Source organism: Treponema vincentii F0403 (assembly GCF_000412995.1).
GTDB lineage: Bacteria > Spirochaetota > Spirochaetia > Treponematales > Treponemataceae > Treponema > Treponema vincentii.
In genome coordinates, this window is sequence record NZ_KE332512.1 from 2,108,069 (window position 1) to 2,122,885 (window position 14,817).

General features: G+C 45.6%; 20 protein-coding genes. 19 read left to right on the forward strand and 1 reads right to left on the reverse strand.

The annotated features are described in order from the left end of the window. Positions 1 to 225: 225 nt before the first annotated feature. The 8 genes from HMPREF1222_RS09565 (at position 226) to HMPREF1222_RS09595 (ending at position 3,745) form a co-directional block, all read left to right on the forward strand. Entirely contained in the window at positions 226 to 927 is a 702-nt protein-coding gene (locus tag HMPREF1222_RS09565) for a DUF2715 domain-containing protein (protein ID WP_016519220.1), read from the forward strand. Positions 928 to 1,116: 189 nt separating this feature from the next. After that, positions 1,117 to 1,527, forward strand: coding sequence for a hypothetical protein (locus HMPREF1222_RS09570; protein ID WP_016519221.1), 411 nt, complete (start codon positions 1,117 to 1,119; stop codon positions 1,525 to 1,527). A gap of 12 nt (positions 1,528 to 1,539) precedes the next feature. Then, a complete protein-coding gene (locus HMPREF1222_RS09575; RefSeq protein WP_016519222.1) occupies positions 1,540 to 1,731 on the forward strand; it encodes a hypothetical protein in 192 nt (63 codons plus the stop codon). Continuing rightward, on the forward strand, positions 1,712 to 2,401 hold the full coding sequence (locus HMPREF1222_RS09580; protein WP_016519223.1) for a hypothetical protein: 690 nt from the start codon (positions 1,712 to 1,714) through the stop codon (positions 2,399 to 2,401). The genes HMPREF1222_RS09575 and HMPREF1222_RS09580 overlap by 20 nt, the downstream gene beginning before the upstream one ends. A 59-nt stretch (positions 2,402 to 2,460) precedes the next feature. Next, positions 2,461 to 2,622 carry a hypothetical protein gene (locus HMPREF1222_RS12815; RefSeq protein WP_016519224.1) on the forward strand — a complete coding sequence of 54 codons (162 nt, stop codon included), beginning with the start codon at positions 2,461 to 2,463 and terminating at the stop codon, positions 2,620 to 2,622. A 53-nt stretch (positions 2,623 to 2,675) separates the two neighbouring features. Continuing rightward, on the forward strand, positions 2,676 to 2,912 hold the full coding sequence (locus tag HMPREF1222_RS09585; protein ID WP_016519225.1) for a hypothetical protein: 237 nt from the start codon (positions 2,676 to 2,678) through the stop codon (positions 2,910 to 2,912). 230 nt (positions 2,913 to 3,142) lie between these two features. Beyond that, entirely contained in the window at positions 3,143 to 3,427 is a 285-nt protein-coding gene (locus HMPREF1222_RS09590; RefSeq protein ID WP_016519226.1) for a hypothetical protein, read from the forward strand. A gap of 12 nt (positions 3,428 to 3,439) precedes the next feature. Beyond that, entirely contained in the window at positions 3,440 to 3,745 is a 306-nt protein-coding gene (locus HMPREF1222_RS09595; RefSeq protein WP_038076658.1) for a DUF2715 domain-containing protein, read from the forward strand. A gap of 41 nt (positions 3,746 to 3,786) precedes the next feature. Here HMPREF1222_RS09595 and HMPREF1222_RS09600 read toward each other — a convergent pair whose 3' ends face one another. Continuing rightward, the gene (locus tag HMPREF1222_RS09600; protein ID WP_016519228.1) at positions 3,787 to 4,848 is read right to left on the reverse strand and encodes an extracellular solute-binding protein; all 1,062 of its coding nucleotides are present in this window, start codon (positions 4,846 to 4,848) and stop codon (positions 3,787 to 3,789) included. A 170-nt stretch (positions 4,849 to 5,018) separates the two neighbouring features. Here HMPREF1222_RS09600 and HMPREF1222_RS09605 point away from each other — a divergent pair, with 170 nt between their 5' ends. From HMPREF1222_RS09605 to HMPREF1222_RS09655, 11 genes are all read left to right on the forward strand, one after another. Continuing rightward, a complete protein-coding gene (locus HMPREF1222_RS09605) occupies positions 5,019 to 6,512 on the forward strand; it encodes a S41 family peptidase (RefSeq protein WP_016519229.1) in 1,494 nt (497 codons plus the stop codon). 30 nt (positions 6,513 to 6,542) lie between these two features. After that, entirely contained in the window at positions 6,543 to 7,316 is a 774-nt protein-coding gene (locus HMPREF1222_RS09610) for an RsmE family RNA methyltransferase (RefSeq protein WP_016519230.1), read from the forward strand. Further along, positions 7,298 to 8,035 carry a WecB/TagA/CpsF family glycosyltransferase gene (locus HMPREF1222_RS09615; protein ID WP_006188857.1) on the forward strand — a complete coding sequence of 246 codons (738 nt, stop codon included), beginning with the start codon at positions 7,298 to 7,300 and terminating at the stop codon, positions 8,033 to 8,035. The genes HMPREF1222_RS09610 and HMPREF1222_RS09615 overlap by 19 nt, the downstream gene beginning before the upstream one ends. A gap of 15 nt (positions 8,036 to 8,050) precedes the next feature. Then, positions 8,051 to 9,307: an S-methyl-5-thioribose kinase gene (gene mtnK / locus HMPREF1222_RS09620; protein WP_016519231.1), complete on the forward strand. Its 1,257-nt coding sequence runs from the start codon at positions 8,051 to 8,053 to the stop codon at positions 9,305 to 9,307. 56 nt (positions 9,308 to 9,363) lie between these two features. Continuing rightward, complete coding sequence (locus tag HMPREF1222_RS09625) at positions 9,364 to 10,638, forward strand: exo-beta-N-acetylmuramidase NamZ family protein (RefSeq protein WP_016519232.1); 1,275 nt, start codon at positions 9,364 to 9,366, stop codon at positions 10,636 to 10,638. A gap of 73 nt (positions 10,639 to 10,711) precedes the next feature. Further along, positions 10,712 to 12,343, forward strand: a complete 1,632-nt coding sequence (locus tag HMPREF1222_RS09630; RefSeq protein WP_038077076.1) for an ATP-binding protein — start codon at positions 10,712 to 10,714, stop codon at positions 12,341 to 12,343. Between the two features lie 357 nt (positions 12,344 to 12,700). Beyond that, positions 12,701 to 12,901 (forward strand): sporulation protein Cse60, encoded by a 201-nt coding sequence (locus HMPREF1222_RS09635; protein WP_016519234.1) that lies wholly within the window; start codon positions 12,701 to 12,703, stop codon positions 12,899 to 12,901. A 1-nt stretch (position 12,902) separates the two neighbouring features. Further along, a complete protein-coding gene (locus HMPREF1222_RS09640; protein ID WP_016519235.1) occupies positions 12,903 to 13,259 on the forward strand; it encodes a VRR-NUC domain-containing protein in 357 nt (118 codons plus the stop codon). Between the two features lie 103 nt (positions 13,260 to 13,362). Continuing rightward, positions 13,363 to 13,554 carry a hypothetical protein gene (locus HMPREF1222_RS09645; RefSeq protein ID WP_016519236.1) on the forward strand — a complete coding sequence of 64 codons (192 nt, stop codon included), beginning with the start codon at positions 13,363 to 13,365 and terminating at the stop codon, positions 13,552 to 13,554. Then, positions 13,538 to 14,413: a DUF2188 domain-containing protein gene (locus HMPREF1222_RS09650; RefSeq protein ID WP_016519237.1), complete on the forward strand. Its 876-nt coding sequence runs from the start codon at positions 13,538 to 13,540 to the stop codon at positions 14,411 to 14,413. Before HMPREF1222_RS09645 ends, HMPREF1222_RS09650 begins: the two co-directional genes overlap by 17 nt. Next, entirely contained in the window at positions 14,410 to 14,808 is a 399-nt protein-coding gene (locus HMPREF1222_RS09655) for a single-stranded DNA-binding protein (RefSeq protein WP_016519238.1), read from the forward strand. The genes HMPREF1222_RS09650 and HMPREF1222_RS09655 overlap by 4 nt, the downstream gene beginning before the upstream one ends. The last annotated feature ends 9 nt before the right edge of the window (positions 14,809 to 14,817 follow it).

The following is a 14,817-nucleotide window of genomic DNA, read 5'->3' on the forward strand; positions in this document are numbered from 1 at the left end:
CGCATACCGAAGATGAGATTGCCCGAAGCACTGTAGTTTTTACCTACGACGGCAAAGATTGCCGGTTTCCCCGATAGCCATGTCCCTGCCCCACTTGACTTCTTTAGGGGGGGGGGGGGGGGTAATATGGAAGAAAGATTGTTCACTGAATAGGCCGCTATGAAAATGTATATCGTCATCTTCATACGGCTGTCGAATTTATAAGAACATCAAAAGGAGTTTTCTATGAAAAGCAAAAAAATTACTGCAATGGCAGTATTAGCGGTTATGAGCTGCAGCATCCTTTTTGCAGCAGAGGCAAAGAAAGATGCAAAAAAGCAAGACCAGGCAATCTCCGACCGATTGGAATTTACTCTTACCCCTGCACTTGGGGTTTCACAGGTATTCGGTTTCTCATTAACCCAATTTGATATCGGCTTCCATGCGGCAATGCTTGGTTTACCAAATCCGGCAAAAGAATGGTATAGAAACCTGATGTACATTGTAAATATCGATCTCGGAATAGGGGGGAAGCTGAAAATTTACCCTAATGACAAGACTGACAGTGCGGTACTTTTTCGGATGTCAGTATTATGCGGTTATAGTTTTAAACCGGTGAAAAACTTATATTTAACCCCTGCTTTCGGATTAGGTTTTACCGCAGGTTCAATAAAAACAACCTCAACTATTGAAACTCCTGCAATTGGAAGTCCTAGCAATCCATATTATTATATTCCGGCACAAAAAACGGAAGTTAAAAATGTGTATAAGCTGGGGGGACTTTGTCTTGCATATTACTTTGGCATTAAATACTTTTTTACCGATCTTATCGGTATAGAAGCTACTTTTATTGATACAATGACCATTCCTATTACGTCTGGTACTAGTTTTAGTAATACACTTGTTTTCAAAGTAGGCCCTACCTTCAAGCTCGGTATGAAGGTATAAGCGGCTAAAAAATAAACAGCCATGCCGGCTCATTAACAAGACCCCCCGATAAAAGAAACACTCTTTTATCGGGGGGGATGTTAGATAAAAGATCGATGTACGTTCTCCTGTGTGTACTAAAAGTATATCGATACAAGTACGGCCGGAAAATAACAACGGCACAGTGAATAATGCGAGAGAGGGATAGCTATGAAAAAGATTTATCTTTTGTGCGTGTGGTTACTTGTTGTTGTCGGCGTGGCGTATGCGCAAGAGTTTACTTACTATTATAACTACACAAACGGTTGGACGGGCGAAGCGTCAATAAAGTATATATGCATTGACGAAGATGGTACAGTATTTGATGAAATAATTGAGGAAAGATTATCCGGCATTATGGCAGAGGGCGCTCGTGCAAGAGGTTATAAATCCTTCAAACCTATAAAAAAACTGACCGAAAGAGATTGGTGGCTGATTTGGTCGGCTCTCGGCGAATACAATGTAGCTGACGAAGAAATATACGCCCTTATTATAAAAAAAGTACAAGGCGAATTGTTTCTGCTAGTCAGAATACAAAACAATGGACAATCTATTAATTGGGTCGCGTATGAACTTTATTAACCGAACCTTCGAATGGAAAGGAGGAGATATTGTCATGCTTTTGATAGGACGCTGAAAGGAAAAGCAATACTTGACCTTTGGTTAAAGCGCTGGCAGAAGATGGAGATTAAGGTTGTTTTTCACGAAGACAAGGACAACCTTTTATATTCGACGTATGAAATTATGAAGATGGAAGGAGTATACGATGAGCAAAAACATGAATGAAGTAGACTTAGGCGTAATTGCTTACCAGTGTATTGCAAGGAGCCGTGAAGGGAGATGCAATGGCAAATGTGAGAAGTGCTTGTATAATATCAATCTTTATAGCGGAACGCCGGAAGAAAAAGCATTTGCAATGGCATCAAAGAACGCGCAGTATGAGTATAGCCATCAAAGTGGCGATGAATCATTAGGGCTTTTGGTCCTTGCGCTTATTTGCATTGTGTGCCTATGGTGCTGCACACCGAGCGCGTGTTCGAGTAAGAAAGAAGTTACTCATAATGAGAGCGCAGTAGAAAAAACACTTGCTGTAGCTCAAAAAGATGAAGCGCCGAGTGAATTTGTTACATTTCATCCACAGCCGTACAAGCAGCCGGATTTAGAAGCGACCCTTAGAAAGGTGCACGCAACAATCCGCGATGTTAATTACGACGGGAAAATTAACTGCATTGACTATGCCGTGCGCTTTTATGAGCTTATGCCGATGACAGTATTTGGCTGGCATAAGAATACGGAAGCCGGTGTCCTTAATCATTTGTTTGTAGGGTATAAAGATAATGCAATAAATAAAGTGCGCCTTGTTGAACCGCAAGAAACTACATGGGTAACACCGCAGGATTTTTGGGGTGATAGATACGGAAAGAAGTACATACTTGTTGATGAAGCGGAAATTTAGGAAATTTACGGCAAGTACCGTGAATGGGATTGGGATAATTATAACAAGAGAGGATGGGAATGGAACGAAGAGACGGGCGTTCTTATGGAACCGGTTATATCAATTCTTTTCAAGATCTTGAAGGAAATACGCACCAGATAGATATCTTTGTAGGGTGTTCTTCATTAAGCTTAAAAGAAAAAAAGAAAATACGCGACACCGGCTACACGGGCGGATTTTGATGCCATCGTTTGCGATGAGTAAAAATACACAACTATAAGGAGGAGTTGAGAAAATGATATTAGAATTAACCAAAGAAGAACTTGTTATTTTAAGCAGAGTGATTGTAAGACTGGATGCTCAAGATACCACTAAAGGACTTGAACAAATCAAAGCAGTATTTGATGCTTATTACGCCGCAGCGGATAACGGTAGTATCACAAAAGAATATAGCCAGAAGGAATATGATGGATTATATAAAAAAATCGAAGATGCAATGCGCTTCGAAAAAAGTAGAGAGGAGCTACTATGAAAAAGATTATTGTATGTATGTGTTTGGCGTTGGTTATGGGAACGGCATATGCACAAGGGCTATTTAAATATTTGGAATAGTCACCGAGTGAGTTTATAACCTATCATCCGCAGCCTTATAAGCAACCTGACTTAGAGGCGACGCTTAGAAAGGTTTACACAACGATTCGCGATGTTAATTACGACGGAAAGATTAACTGTATCGATTATGCCGTGCGCTTTTATGAGCTTATGCCAGCAACAATACTTATTTGGCATAAAAACACGGAACCCGGTGGCCTTAATCATTTATTTGTGGCTTATAGGAATAATGCGTTAGATAATGATGTGCTTCTTGTTGAACCACAAGAGACGACATGGATAACACCACAAGACTTTTGGGGAGAACTGTTTAAGAAAAAATATATCCTCATGGACGAAGCAGAAATCTGGGAAATTTACGGTAAGTACCGTGAGTGGGATTGGGATAATTATAATGGGAGAGGCTGGGTATGGAACGAGGAAAAGAAAAAATAAAGAGCGCAGTTCTTGAAATACATTACCGTATTTGAAAAAACTTCGTTTCTTTCTTTTATGGTTCCGATAGGGCTGGAACTTAAATACTATTTTACACGCGATTTCGGTATCAGTATTACCGGTATGTGGTCATGGGGGATAGGGGCTTTGATTACGGCTTCCGAAATACCCGCTGCTAATGCTTCCGAATTCTTTCTGCTGGCATCGATGGTTCATCCTACAAGCACTAATTTTTCGATAAAAATCGGTCCGACAGTCAGAATACCCGGGCAAAAAGGCTTAGGCGAAAAAATCCGTGCATTGCAAAATAGAAGATGAAAGGAAAGTTTCCTATAATTCATAATTCTTAATTAAGAATTCTACGGCGTAAAGCGGATGCGCTGCCAATAACTGTTATACAGCTCCAAGTTTACGCCGAGGTCTTTTTTAAGAACGCAATCTTTCAGATCGTCGAGCGTGTAGTGCGGTTGCTTCTTTTGATAGTTCCCCGCCTCCGTGTGAATGGAAGACGGAAAGCCGAACGTATCTAAAAATTCGGCATAGATTGCAGGGTCGAGCATAAAGTTGATAAAGGCGTGCGCGAGCTCCGGATGCGGGGCGCCTTTGGGAATACAGAAGCTGTCGATGTACAGCGGAGAGTGAATGCCGGACGGAATAAAGAAATCGACATATTGAGCCTGATCGTCCTGCAGCTCCGCAAATACCGCCTCCGCATAGCCGTGCACCACGAGAAAATCCCCCGATGCAAAAGACTTAGCAAACCCGTCCGCATCAAATTTTACGAGATTGGGCTTCCAGCCGTTTTGGATTAACCGATATGCCTGTTCCAGTTCTTCGGGATTGGTACTGTTAGGCTCATAGCCTAAGACACCCAATGCAGCACCCATCACCTCCCTCATATCATCCATCATCGTCATTCTGTTTTTTAAATCTTTCCGCTCAAAGATATTCCAGCTCCGCTCATAGTCGCCTACTTCTTTGGTATTTACCGCAATACCCGCAGCGCCCATATAATACGGCACCGAAAATTGCATCTGAGGATCGTAGTCGATTCGGCTGAGTACTTCGGGGCGTAGATAGCGGATGTTCGGAATTTTGGAGATGTCGATAGGTTCGAGCATGTTCAGTTTGATCATAATGGAAACATAGTCTGCCGAAGGAACAACCAAGTCGTAGCCTTTTGAACCGGCCATGAGTTTGGCAAACATATCTTCGTTGGAAGCAAAATCGTCGTAAACAACTTTGACGCCGTATTTTTTTTCAAAGGCTTGGATAACGGAATCGGGAGTGTAGTACGTCCAATTATACAAATGGAGAACCGTTTCTTGCTTATTGCGGCATGCGGCAAGAGCAATAAGACTATAGAGAATGAATACGATGCATAAAAAAGCGCATCCGATAGTTTTAAAACGGCGATTCATAGCCTACCTCACGATAAGATTATATGCTTCTAAAAATCCAATCGGGTTTTAGAGATGCCCTATAGAATATACAAGAAACACTCGATAGATGACAAGCGAAATATTACTAATCATCCGATGTACTTGAAAGAAGACTTGACAATTTTTCAATATAATAGAAAATATTTTCTATGAAACCTCGAAAAATTTGGATAATTACTTGTTTATTCTCCGTTATTCTCATTTCTACCGCATCGTATGCGCCGTCGATCTTTGCTCAATCACAGCAGGATCAGGGGCAAAGTACGATACCGTATATGCAATACCTGCAATACTTAAATGAAGCGCTTCAGCGTTATTATGTTGATGAAGTAAATCCGGAAGTGCTCTTTCAGGGTGCGGCGGAAGGAATGCTTAACGCACTTAAAGATCCGTATACTATGTATATCGACAACTCCAGCTTGACCGGCGTCGGGCTGCAGGATACGACAACCGGCTACTTTGGCGGAATAGGCATTACGTTTACAAAGCCGACCGCTTCAACCGCAGAACGTCCGTCCTATATTGAAGTTGTCTCCGCCCTCGAAGGAACCCCTGCGTGGAAAGCCGGTATTCAAGCAGACGACCTTATTACCGAGATAGAAGGTGAATCCACCGTCGAGATGACACAGGCGGATGTCGTTGCAAAGCTTCGGGGAAAAATCGGCTCTTCCGTGACGGTAACCGTCCGGCGCGGAAAGAATATGGAGTTTCCCGCTAAGCTGGTGCGGGCACGGATTGAAGTACCGACCATTAAATCTATGAAGCTGACGAGCGATATCGGTTATATCCGCTTAATAGAGTTTAACCCCAACAGTTGTCGCCGTATACGGGAAGCGATGGAAGAAATGCAAGCGGAAGGGGTAACCAAATTGGTGCTTGACCTACGGAATAATCCGGGCGGACTTATCACCGCAGCGGTCGATACGGCAAGTCTTTTTATCAAAGAAGGGGTGATCGTTTCTACAAAATCGCGGATTCCGCAGCAGAATCTTGAGTTTAACACAAACGTATTGGTAGATGCGGAATTTGCGAACGTGCCGCTCGTCGTACTTATCAATAAAGGTTCGGCCAGCGCTTCGGAGATATTGGCTGGAGCGTTAAAGGATTATAAGCGCGCATACCTCGTCGGAGAAACCAGCTACGGGAAAGGTTCCGTACAGCAGATATTCGATTTAACGCAAAAAGATTCCTTTAAGATGACTATTTCGCGCTACTACACGCCGAGCGATGCGAATATCGACAAGATCGGTATTAAACCGGACAAAGAAGTGCTGTTGTTCCCGGCGTTATCGGCGGATGATGAAAAGAACCTTGAAAAACTTTTCAAAGATGAAAAGCTTGCCGATTTTGTAAAGAACAACAAGGATTTAACTGCCACGCAGATTACCCGTTATGCGGAAACGCTTGCAAAAGAATATTCCCTTAACAAAGAATTACTCCGTATACTAATCCGGCAGGAATATAATAGAACGCACACCGCTCCGGCGGCCGATATCGAATACGATGCGCCGCTGCAGGAGGCTGTTAAAATCCTCAAGAGCGGAACCTTGCCGCAACTGCTCAAAAACAGCAAAACCGTGCGCCAAATGCAGGAAGAAGCGGCTGCGGAAGAATCCGCCGCCGAGGCGAAGAAAGCATCCTAAACCGGCTACGGGGAGTCGGTAATTGGTAGTATGAAGCAATTTATTATCGAACGCGAACCGGATGCTAACGGTATGCTCAGTTTGAGCGGCAAGGATTTTGTCTATTTGATAAAAGTACGGCGTATGCGGGAAGGCGATGCACTGCATGCTCTGCTGCCGCAAAGCGGTGCTGCCGAAATGGTAATCGATTCGATAAACACCGTAAAAAAAGAACTGCGGTTAAGACGGCAGACAGCACCGCTCGGCGCGTCAAGAACAGCACCGGCGGCCGAACTTATCTTATTGCAGTGGGTGCTCAAAGGTTCCAAAACCGACACGATTATCCGGCAGGCAACGGAAGCCGGTATCCGCGCCGTGCTGCCGGTGATTGGAGAGTTTTCCGTTGCAAAAAAGCAAAATCCCGCGCAGCTTGAACGGTTCCGGCGCATCATCAAAGAGGCGCGGCAGCAATCCGGTTCTCCGGTGGATACCGCCGTTACGGAACCCGCTCCGCTTGCCGCGGTGCTCAACACCTTAAAAGCGCTTATACCGGACGCCGGCACCGTGTTCGCTATGTGCAGCGAAAACTCCGAAGCTTCCATCGGTTTTCACCAACTGCTCGCCGCCAAACCTTCCCGCATTGTGCTGGCAATCGGAGCGGAAGGGGGCATAAGCCCTGCGGAAGCGGCGGTACTCCGCGGGGCGGCATTTCAAACAGTTCATTTTAAGACAAATGTCTTACGCGCGGAAACCGCTGCACTGTATGCAATCGCGGCGGCGCAAACTATTATAAACGAGGCTGACCAATGGCAATTACCCGTATAAATCTCTTGACAATTCCCATCGATATTCTCCCTGATGAAGATATTGAACAAACCGTAATGGATATGTTGAGCAAAGAAGAACCTCAGCAGATTGTGTTTATTACAATCTGGGATTTGCTGAGGGCGCGCCGCGATGCGGAGTTCCGTGCAATGCTGGAACAAGCAGCGCTCTGTCTTCCGCTTTCCAAAAGTTTGTTAAAAGCGGCGCACTTCCTTAAACTGCCGGTACCGATCAGGCGGGACTCTTTCGATATGATTATCAGGATTCTGAACATCATCGATTCGCACTTCAAATCGCTCTATTTACTGGGCGGACGGGCGCAAAACCTCCTCGATGCCGAACGCAATGTACATGCAACCTTTCCGGGTATCGGAATTGTCGGCCGCTTTAACGGATTTTACCGCAAGAGTATGGAACCCGACATAATCCTTTCGATTGTCAAAGCTCATCCCGCCCTGCTGATTGCCGGAAACGGTATTCCCGGCGGCGTTCGATGGATTTATCGGAACAAAGCAAAATTACCCGCAAGTATTTTTATCCACAACAATGACATCATCGATATCTTTGCAAAACGTAAAAAACGTACTTCCGATGCGGCGTTTAGAAAAGGCCATGAGTTTTGGCCGCAGCTGCTGCGCAACCCTTTTAAAGTGTTCTATATATTCCGCTATGCCCTCTTTTTGCTGATCGTGCTGTTCTACCGGCTCTTTAGAACATAACGAGAACAGGCAATTATGAAAGAGCATTCCTTACTGGATACCGAAACCGTAAAGACCTACCTTGTTGAACGGCGCCGGCTGTTTGCCCCGGATGAACCGCTCGATGCGGAGGAGATCGGAGACGGGAATATCAACTATGTATTCCGTGTGCGTTCCCGTACAAGCGGAAAGAGTATTATTGTAAAGCAGGCGGATAGGCTGCTCCGCTCATCGGGGCGTCCGCTCGACATTACCCGCAGCAAAAGAGAAGCGGAAGCGCTCCGTATCTATGCAGCTCTTACGCCGCAGTTCATACCTCACTTTTATGCTTACGACGATGGGATGAGCGCTATCTGCATGGAAGATATTTCCTATTGCGGCAATTTGCGGAAAGAATTGATGGCAGGCCGGTTACTTCCGGTATCTTTTGCGGAAAATGCCGCTTCTTTTTTAGCCGATGCGGTTTTTCCGACAAGCGGCCTTTTTTTGCCGCCGGAGGAAAAGAAGGCGCGGGTAAAAGCGTTTATCAACCCCGAACTGTGCGCAATTTCCGAAGCACTGGTGTTTTCCGAACCGTACTGCAACGGCAAAAACCGTAACCGTATCACCCCCGGAAACGAATCCTTTGTCAAAAAGACTCTTTACACCGACGAAGCGCTTAAAGCAGAGGTCGCTTCGCTGCGGGAAACGTTTATGAATAAGGCGGAAGCGCTCATCCACGGGGATTTACACACCGGCTCGATTTTTATCGGCAAGAGCATTGACAGCAGCAATAGTCTCGGCAGTAATAGCGCAAATGAGCATTGCATGAAGATTATCGATCCCGAATTTGCCTTTTACGGCCCAATCGGCTACGACCTCGGCAATATCATTGCAAACCTTTATTGCGCATGGATGTATGCCGCTTTCATCCGCGGCGCCAATGCCTTTACCGAGCGGATAGCCGCCGCGATCGAAGCTCTGCCGCAGCTTTTTACCGCCAAAGCATTAAAACGGTGCAAGACCGTGCCGTTGAGCGACCCGCTCTACAACGAGAAGTATATCCGGCGGCGGCTGGCTGAAATGGTTGCCGATGCCTACGGCTTTGCAGGTACCGAAATGATCCGCCGTACAGTCGGCGACACCAAAACCGCCGAATTTGACGCAATGGGTTCGGATGCGCGGCGGATTACTATGGAACGCATTGTAATACAAACCGCCAGCACACTAATCAAACAGCGGCGGCGAGCAGGCATCGGAGCGCGTACGGCCGAATACTTTAGAGCATCGCTAAAAACTCGGCTGGATTTTTAGAGGTTCCCTTTAAAGTCTTATTTAAAAAAGTATGTATGTGCTTTATAATATCTCCGATGAAACAGACATCCGTACAATACACTCTTGATACCCTTGATACTCTTGTAAAAATAACTCGCTGCCGCCTGCAACGGATAAAAACGATGGGGCTGCTGTTCTTCCTGTTGTGCGTTGCGTGCGGAAATGCCGCGGCGGAGACCCGTTTGAAATTGGGAATTGAGCGGCTGCCTGAGTACCGCGAAGTTTTTGCCGGAAAACGGGTCGGCCTGATTACCAATCAAACAGGCATCGATGCCGAGGGAACGCCGTCCGCGGTACTATTGAGCAGGGCGGCGCAACTGACGGTGCTTTTTTCACCGGAGCATGGCATACAGGGCAATGAGCGGGAAGGCGCTTCTATCGGGCACAGTACCGACCCGCGCACGGGGCTGCCGGTATACAGTCTATACGGAAATACCAAGCGCCCGACGCCGGAGATGCTGAAAGATATCGATGTGCTCTGCTTTGATATTCAGGATGTCGGCGCCCGGTTTTATACCTATATTTCTACCATGGCATACTCGATGGAAGAATGTGCCCGGCATAAAAAACGCTTTGTCGTGTTCGACCGGCCGAATCCGATCGGCGGCTCCGTCGAAGGGAATATGCTGGAGCTTGAGTACCGCTCGTTTACGGGATATTTTCCCATTGTGCAGCGGCACGGTATGACGGTCGGGGAACTTGCTCTTCTCTTCAACACCGAATACGGCATCCGCTGCGATTTAACGGTCATCCCGATGGAAGGATGGAATAGAACCGCTTATTTTGACGAGCTGCCTTTGATATGGGTGCCGCCGTCTCCCAACATTCCGTCAGCTCAAACCGCGCTCGTCTATGCGGGTGTCTGTTTGTTTGAAGGGACAAATCTTTCAGTGGGAAGGGGAACGGCGATGCCGTTTCAGTATCTTGGGGCTCCCTATATCGATGCCTACCGTCTAGCCGAGCAGCTGAACAGGTTGGACTTGGACGGGGTTCGCTTTTTGCCCGCCTTTTTTACCCCGACGCTTTCACTCTATGCGGGAAAGCTGTGCGGAGGCGTACAGATTGCCGTTACCGACCCCCACAGTTTTGCGCCCGTTAAAACGGCAATCGCCATGTTTTATGAGCTCAAACACCTATATCCGAACGAATTTACGATAAACAATGCAGGCGAAAAATACTGCGGTCTGCATTTATTAACAGGTTGTACACAGCTCACCGATTCCTCACAAACCGCACAGGATTATTTTACCCGAATTGAGAAAGAGAGCGCTCAATTCAGCAATATACGCAAGAAATATCTATTATACTGATATACTGAAGGAAGCTGCGGCGCAGATGTCCGCATATTTGCAAAAGACAATATCCCTGCTATACTCTGATTATATGAACACACCACACAAACTGCCTGTCGGCATACAGAGCTTTAAAGATTTACGGGAAAAGCATTTTTTATACGTTGATAAAACCGCATATATCGCGCAGCTTAGCCAAGCGAGTAAAGTCTTTTTCTTAAGCCGCCCGCGTCGGTTTGGGAAGAGCCTGTTTCTTTCAACCTTAGCAGCGTATTTTTTAGGACAAAAAGAGCTGTTTAAGGGGCTGTACCTTGAAAAAGCGGAAGAAGAGCAAGCCGTACGGGAAGGTAGAACTGCATGGGAAGAATATCCGGTGCTGTATCTGGATTTTAACACGGAAAATTATAATGATACACAAAGTATGCATAGTATTCTTCATACTCACCTAAACGGATGGGAAAAACAATATGGAGCAGACAATGCAGAACAAACATTTCCCAGCCGTTTTAAGGGACTTATCGAACGGGCTTACAAGCAAGCCGGTAAGCAGGTAGTCATTCTGGTAGACGAATACGACAAGCCCTTGCTGCAAACAATGGGGGTGAATGAGGAATTAAACGAACAATACCGCAATACGCTTAAAGCGTTTTATTCTGTAATCAAAACCTGCGACGAATATATCCGCTTTGCCTTTTTAACCGGAGTAACCAAGTTTAGTAAGATCAGTATTTTCAGCGACTTGAATAACTTACAGGATATATCACTGGAAAAACAGTATGCCGGTATCTGCGGTATGGCGGAAACAGAACTGAAAGATAATTTCCAGCCGGAAATTCAAGTCCTTGCCGATGAACAAAAACTATCGTATGATCAAACGCTTGCAGCCTTAAAGCAATGGTACGACGGATATTGCTTTTATCCCGGAAGCGATGGCATGTATAATCCATTCAGTCTATTAAATGCCTTTGTAAAGCAGCGGTTCGGCAGTTACTGGTTCAGTACGGGCACACCGACATTTTTAGTTAACTTCTTAAGAGAGGCACACTACTTTATCCCGGACTTGGATGGGCATGTAGAACTTACTGAATCAGGTTTGGAAACGTATCGGGCTGTAGGGCGGGATGCCTTACCTATTTTGTTTCAAGCAGGGTACTTAACGATAAAAGAGTATATAAGCGATCTGCGGCTGTATCGGCTTGGGTTTCCGAATGACGAAGTACGGTACGGCTTTTTAGAGAATCTGATGCCTGCATACTCCGACATACCATTCGGCCAAACAGGGGTGTCTGTAGGCCGGTTTGTACAAGATATCCGCAATGGCAAAGTGGAATCTTTTATGGAACGGATGCGGTCAATCATAGCAGGTATACCGTATGATATTAGCGAAGGAAACCGCACAATCAGAATCGCCATGGATGGCGGTTGTTCCACGCAGCAGCGATGTTTCGGCTCCGCCGAAACTCGTAGTCAAAACTATACACGGACGTATAGTTTTGACGATTCTACCGGACGCTCCGACTGTATAGTGCAAACAGCCGATAGCATCTACATTTTCGAGTTTAAGCTGACCGGCAGCGGCACTGCGGAAGATGCAATCAATCAGATAAAAGAGAATGGCTACGCTGCGAAGTACAAAGCAGAAGGGAAAAAGATAGTGCTGATCGGTGCGAGTTTTGACGAACAGGCGAGGACAATTAAAGAGTGGACGGTGGCTAATTCATAATTATGAATTAATTGTGTATCAGAATTTCAAAAAATGCAATAGATAGCCCATAGTACATATCTTAACAAATTATCACGACATTTTATCACGGAAGCAGACCTCTAACTGTAAGACTAAAGGCAAGACGCGCAAGACCCTGTTACGGCGGGCTTGCAAGCGGCTTGCTTACCATCAATCAGAAAGCCGGCCATATACCGGCTGTTTTGAGCGGTTAAACAGGTTCTTGTGGTCGTCTGTTTAATCGCTTAAACGCGAGACGGACTAGCCATAATGCTCCGGGAAGCACGTAGGGAAGACCACAAATCAGCCTTACGTGCTTTTTTTTGCCCTAATCGCAGGGGGAGGGAGAGTTGTTGTATGAGCTACGTTAAAAAGGTTCGAATTTTTACAGCAGATAGAGCAAAAGTGCTAGAGCAATCAATCAATAGCTTCATTTTAAAAGAGATGGAAAGGGGCTTTTACATTATCGACATTCAATATCAAGCAGCGTGTACACGGCATGATCACGCTGTCTATTCCTGCATGGTGTTCTACAGCGAACCTGTAGAGGAATGGTAGCATGACAAGTAAAGCGGCGTTAAAAGCAATTACGGAAGATGCGGTAATCCGCGAGGTAAAAGCGGTAATCGAATTAACCGGCCTTGCAATCCAGCGAATAAATACCGGCGCTTTTGCGGTCGGTACGGGTAAAGCACGCCGCTTTATTCGCAGTGCGAATAAAGGAACCCTCGACTTTGAAGGTTACGATAACCGCGGGCGGTTCGTCGGTATCGAGTGCAAGCGTCCGGTTGGCGGGCGTTTATCGGCAGAGCAAAAATACAGAATTAACGACATAAACAAAAAAGGCGGCGTTGCATTCGTGGTAACGAGTGTAGAAGCCGCATTACAGCAGCTGAAAAAAGCGGGCTGTATATAAAGGTGTACCAAAAGGGATTAGAGCGGGTGCAAGCCCCGCGCATCTTATAAGCTAAAAGACGGCCGTCTAAAGAGCTTAAAAACTTTGTACGAGGAGTATGGCTATGAACGAATTTTTCGAGATTGCGTCAAGATTTGCGTATGCAGGCGGCGATGTATCGTTCGATGTTGTTGAGGCACGAAAAGAAATCGATGCAGACGGCGTGTCGTATTGGACATTGAAAATTGCAGTGCAAAAAACACCGGAGCAGTTAGAAAAAGGAAATGGAGGGGCGAGCGATGCAGATAACCAATAAACAAAATTTACCGCTCGCATTCGTTAATGCGGTATCAACCGAAAAGCATAACAAAGACGGTGAGTATAGCGCAACGACCCTTAACAAGGGAGTAAAAGAAATCATCTTAACCAAACGACATTGGGACGAGCTTACGGATGATGTAGCGGATCGCGTTTGGGCGGTATGGGGTACCGCGGTTCATGCACTTTTTGAAGCGCAAAAAGACAGCTGCTTCCATGAAGAGCGTTTTAGCATTCCTGTATTACAGAGCGCCGTTACCGGTCAAGTCGATAGTTATGATATGGAAAAAGGAATTATCAACGACTGGAAAACCGCATCGGTATGGAAAGTTATTATGTCGGACTTTGAAGATTGGAAAAAGCAGGGAATGACATACGCATGGCTTTTAACTCAAAACGGACTTACCGTTAATAAGTGTCGTTTTATCGCTTTGTTAAAAGATCACAGTAAAACGAAAGCAAAAACAGACAGTCAATATCCGCAAAGCCCTGTTTTTATCTATGAGTTTGACGTAACAAAAGCAATGCTTGCAGAAGCCGAAGCGAGAATTTTTTCAAAAGTAAAAGAAATAGAAGCCGCGGAGAAAATGAGCGACGATGACATTTTGCCCTGTACAGCGTCTGAACGTTGGGCAGACGGTGAAAAATGGGCGGTTATGAAAATCGGCAGGAAAACAGCGGTTAAACTTTTTGACACACAAGATGATGCGAACGCGCACGCTAAAGAGCTCGGCGAAAAACATTACGTAGAGCACCGCCCCGCGGTCAGCAGAAAATGCAATGATTATTGTACATGTAAAGACTTTTGCAATTTCTATAAACAAATGCAAGAGGGCGGTACAGGGGGCGCGCTATGAACAATGTTAATTCTGTTGCGCTTATCGGGCGCTTGGTGAAAGATGCCGACATCAAATATTTGCAAAGCGGTACAGCGGTTGTGAATTTTAACCTTGCGGTAAATGAAAGCGTCAAAAACGGTAACTCATGGAGCCAAAGAGCGAGTTTTTTTGACGTAGTATTTTATGGACGACAGGGAGAGGGTTTGAGTCGCTATCTGGATAAGGGTAAGCAGGTTGCTATTACCGGTACACTACAACAACAGCGCTGGCAAAAAGACGGGCAGACAAAAAGCAAGATTGTTATCATTGCAAAAACAATCCAGCTTCTTGGAAGTGCCCGCGATGGCAATATGGGCGGTATGGTAAGCACTCCGCCCGCCGGTGAAGATGATTACGAGTGCATACCGTTTTAGGAGATAAGA

What these genes read in the sequence shown, in the direction of transcription:
- HMPREF1222_RS09630 (WP_038077076.1), top strand. Translation starts at nt 10,712, where the DNA reads ATGAACACACCACACAAACTGCCTGTCGGCATACAGAGCTTTAAAGAT.
- HMPREF1222_RS09605 (WP_016519229.1), top strand. Translation starts at nt 5,019, where the DNA reads ATGAAACCTCGAAAAATTTGGATAATTACTTGTTTATTCTCCGTTATT.
- HMPREF1222_RS09645 (WP_016519236.1), top strand. Translation starts at nt 13,363, where the DNA reads ATGAACGAATTTTTCGAGATTGCGTCAAGATTTGCGTATGCAGGCGGC.
- HMPREF1222_RS09585 (WP_016519225.1), top strand. Translation starts at nt 2,676, where the DNA reads ATGATATTAGAATTAACCAAAGAAGAACTTGTTATTTTAAGCAGAGTG.
- HMPREF1222_RS09615 (WP_006188857.1), top strand. Translation starts at nt 7,298, where the DNA reads ATGGCAATTACCCGTATAAATCTCTTGACAATTCCCATCGATATTCTC.
- HMPREF1222_RS09565 (WP_016519220.1), top strand. Translation starts at nt 226, where the DNA reads ATGAAAAGCAAAAAAATTACTGCAATGGCAGTATTAGCGGTTATGAGC.
- HMPREF1222_RS09610 (WP_016519230.1), top strand. Translation starts at nt 6,543, where the DNA reads ATGAAGCAATTTATTATCGAACGCGAACCGGATGCTAACGGTATGCTC.
- HMPREF1222_RS09635 (WP_016519234.1), top strand. Translation starts at nt 12,701, where the DNA reads ATGAGCTACGTTAAAAAGGTTCGAATTTTTACAGCAGATAGAGCAAAA.
- HMPREF1222_RS09640 (WP_016519235.1), top strand. Translation starts at nt 12,903, where the DNA reads ATGACAAGTAAAGCGGCGTTAAAAGCAATTACGGAAGATGCGGTAATC.
- HMPREF1222_RS09655 (WP_016519238.1), top strand. Translation starts at nt 14,410, where the DNA reads ATGAACAATGTTAATTCTGTTGCGCTTATCGGGCGCTTGGTGAAAGAT.
- HMPREF1222_RS09580 (WP_016519223.1), top strand. Translation starts at nt 1,712, where the DNA reads ATGAGCAAAAACATGAATGAAGTAGACTTAGGCGTAATTGCTTACCAG.
- HMPREF1222_RS09590 (WP_016519226.1), top strand. Translation starts at nt 3,143, where the DNA reads ATGCCAGCAACAATACTTATTTGGCATAAAAACACGGAACCCGGTGGC.
- HMPREF1222_RS09600 (WP_016519228.1), bottom strand. Translation starts at nt 4,848, where the DNA reads ATGAATCGCCGTTTTAAAACTATCGGATGCGCTTTTTTATGCATCGTA.
- HMPREF1222_RS09570 (WP_016519221.1), top strand. Translation starts at nt 1,117, where the DNA reads ATGAAAAAGATTTATCTTTTGTGCGTGTGGTTACTTGTTGTTGTCGGC.
- mtnK (WP_016519231.1), top strand. Translation starts at nt 8,051, where the DNA reads ATGAAAGAGCATTCCTTACTGGATACCGAAACCGTAAAGACCTACCTT.
- HMPREF1222_RS09575 (WP_016519222.1), top strand. Translation starts at nt 1,540, where the DNA reads ATGGAAAGGAGGAGATATTGTCATGCTTTTGATAGGACGCTGAAAGGA.
- HMPREF1222_RS09625 (WP_016519232.1), top strand. Translation starts at nt 9,364, where the DNA reads ATGAAACAGACATCCGTACAATACACTCTTGATACCCTTGATACTCTT.
- HMPREF1222_RS09650 (WP_016519237.1), top strand. Translation starts at nt 13,538, where the DNA reads ATGCAGATAACCAATAAACAAAATTTACCGCTCGCATTCGTTAATGCG.
- HMPREF1222_RS12815 (WP_016519224.1), top strand. Translation starts at nt 2,461, where the DNA reads ATGGAACGAAGAGACGGGCGTTCTTATGGAACCGGTTATATCAATTCT.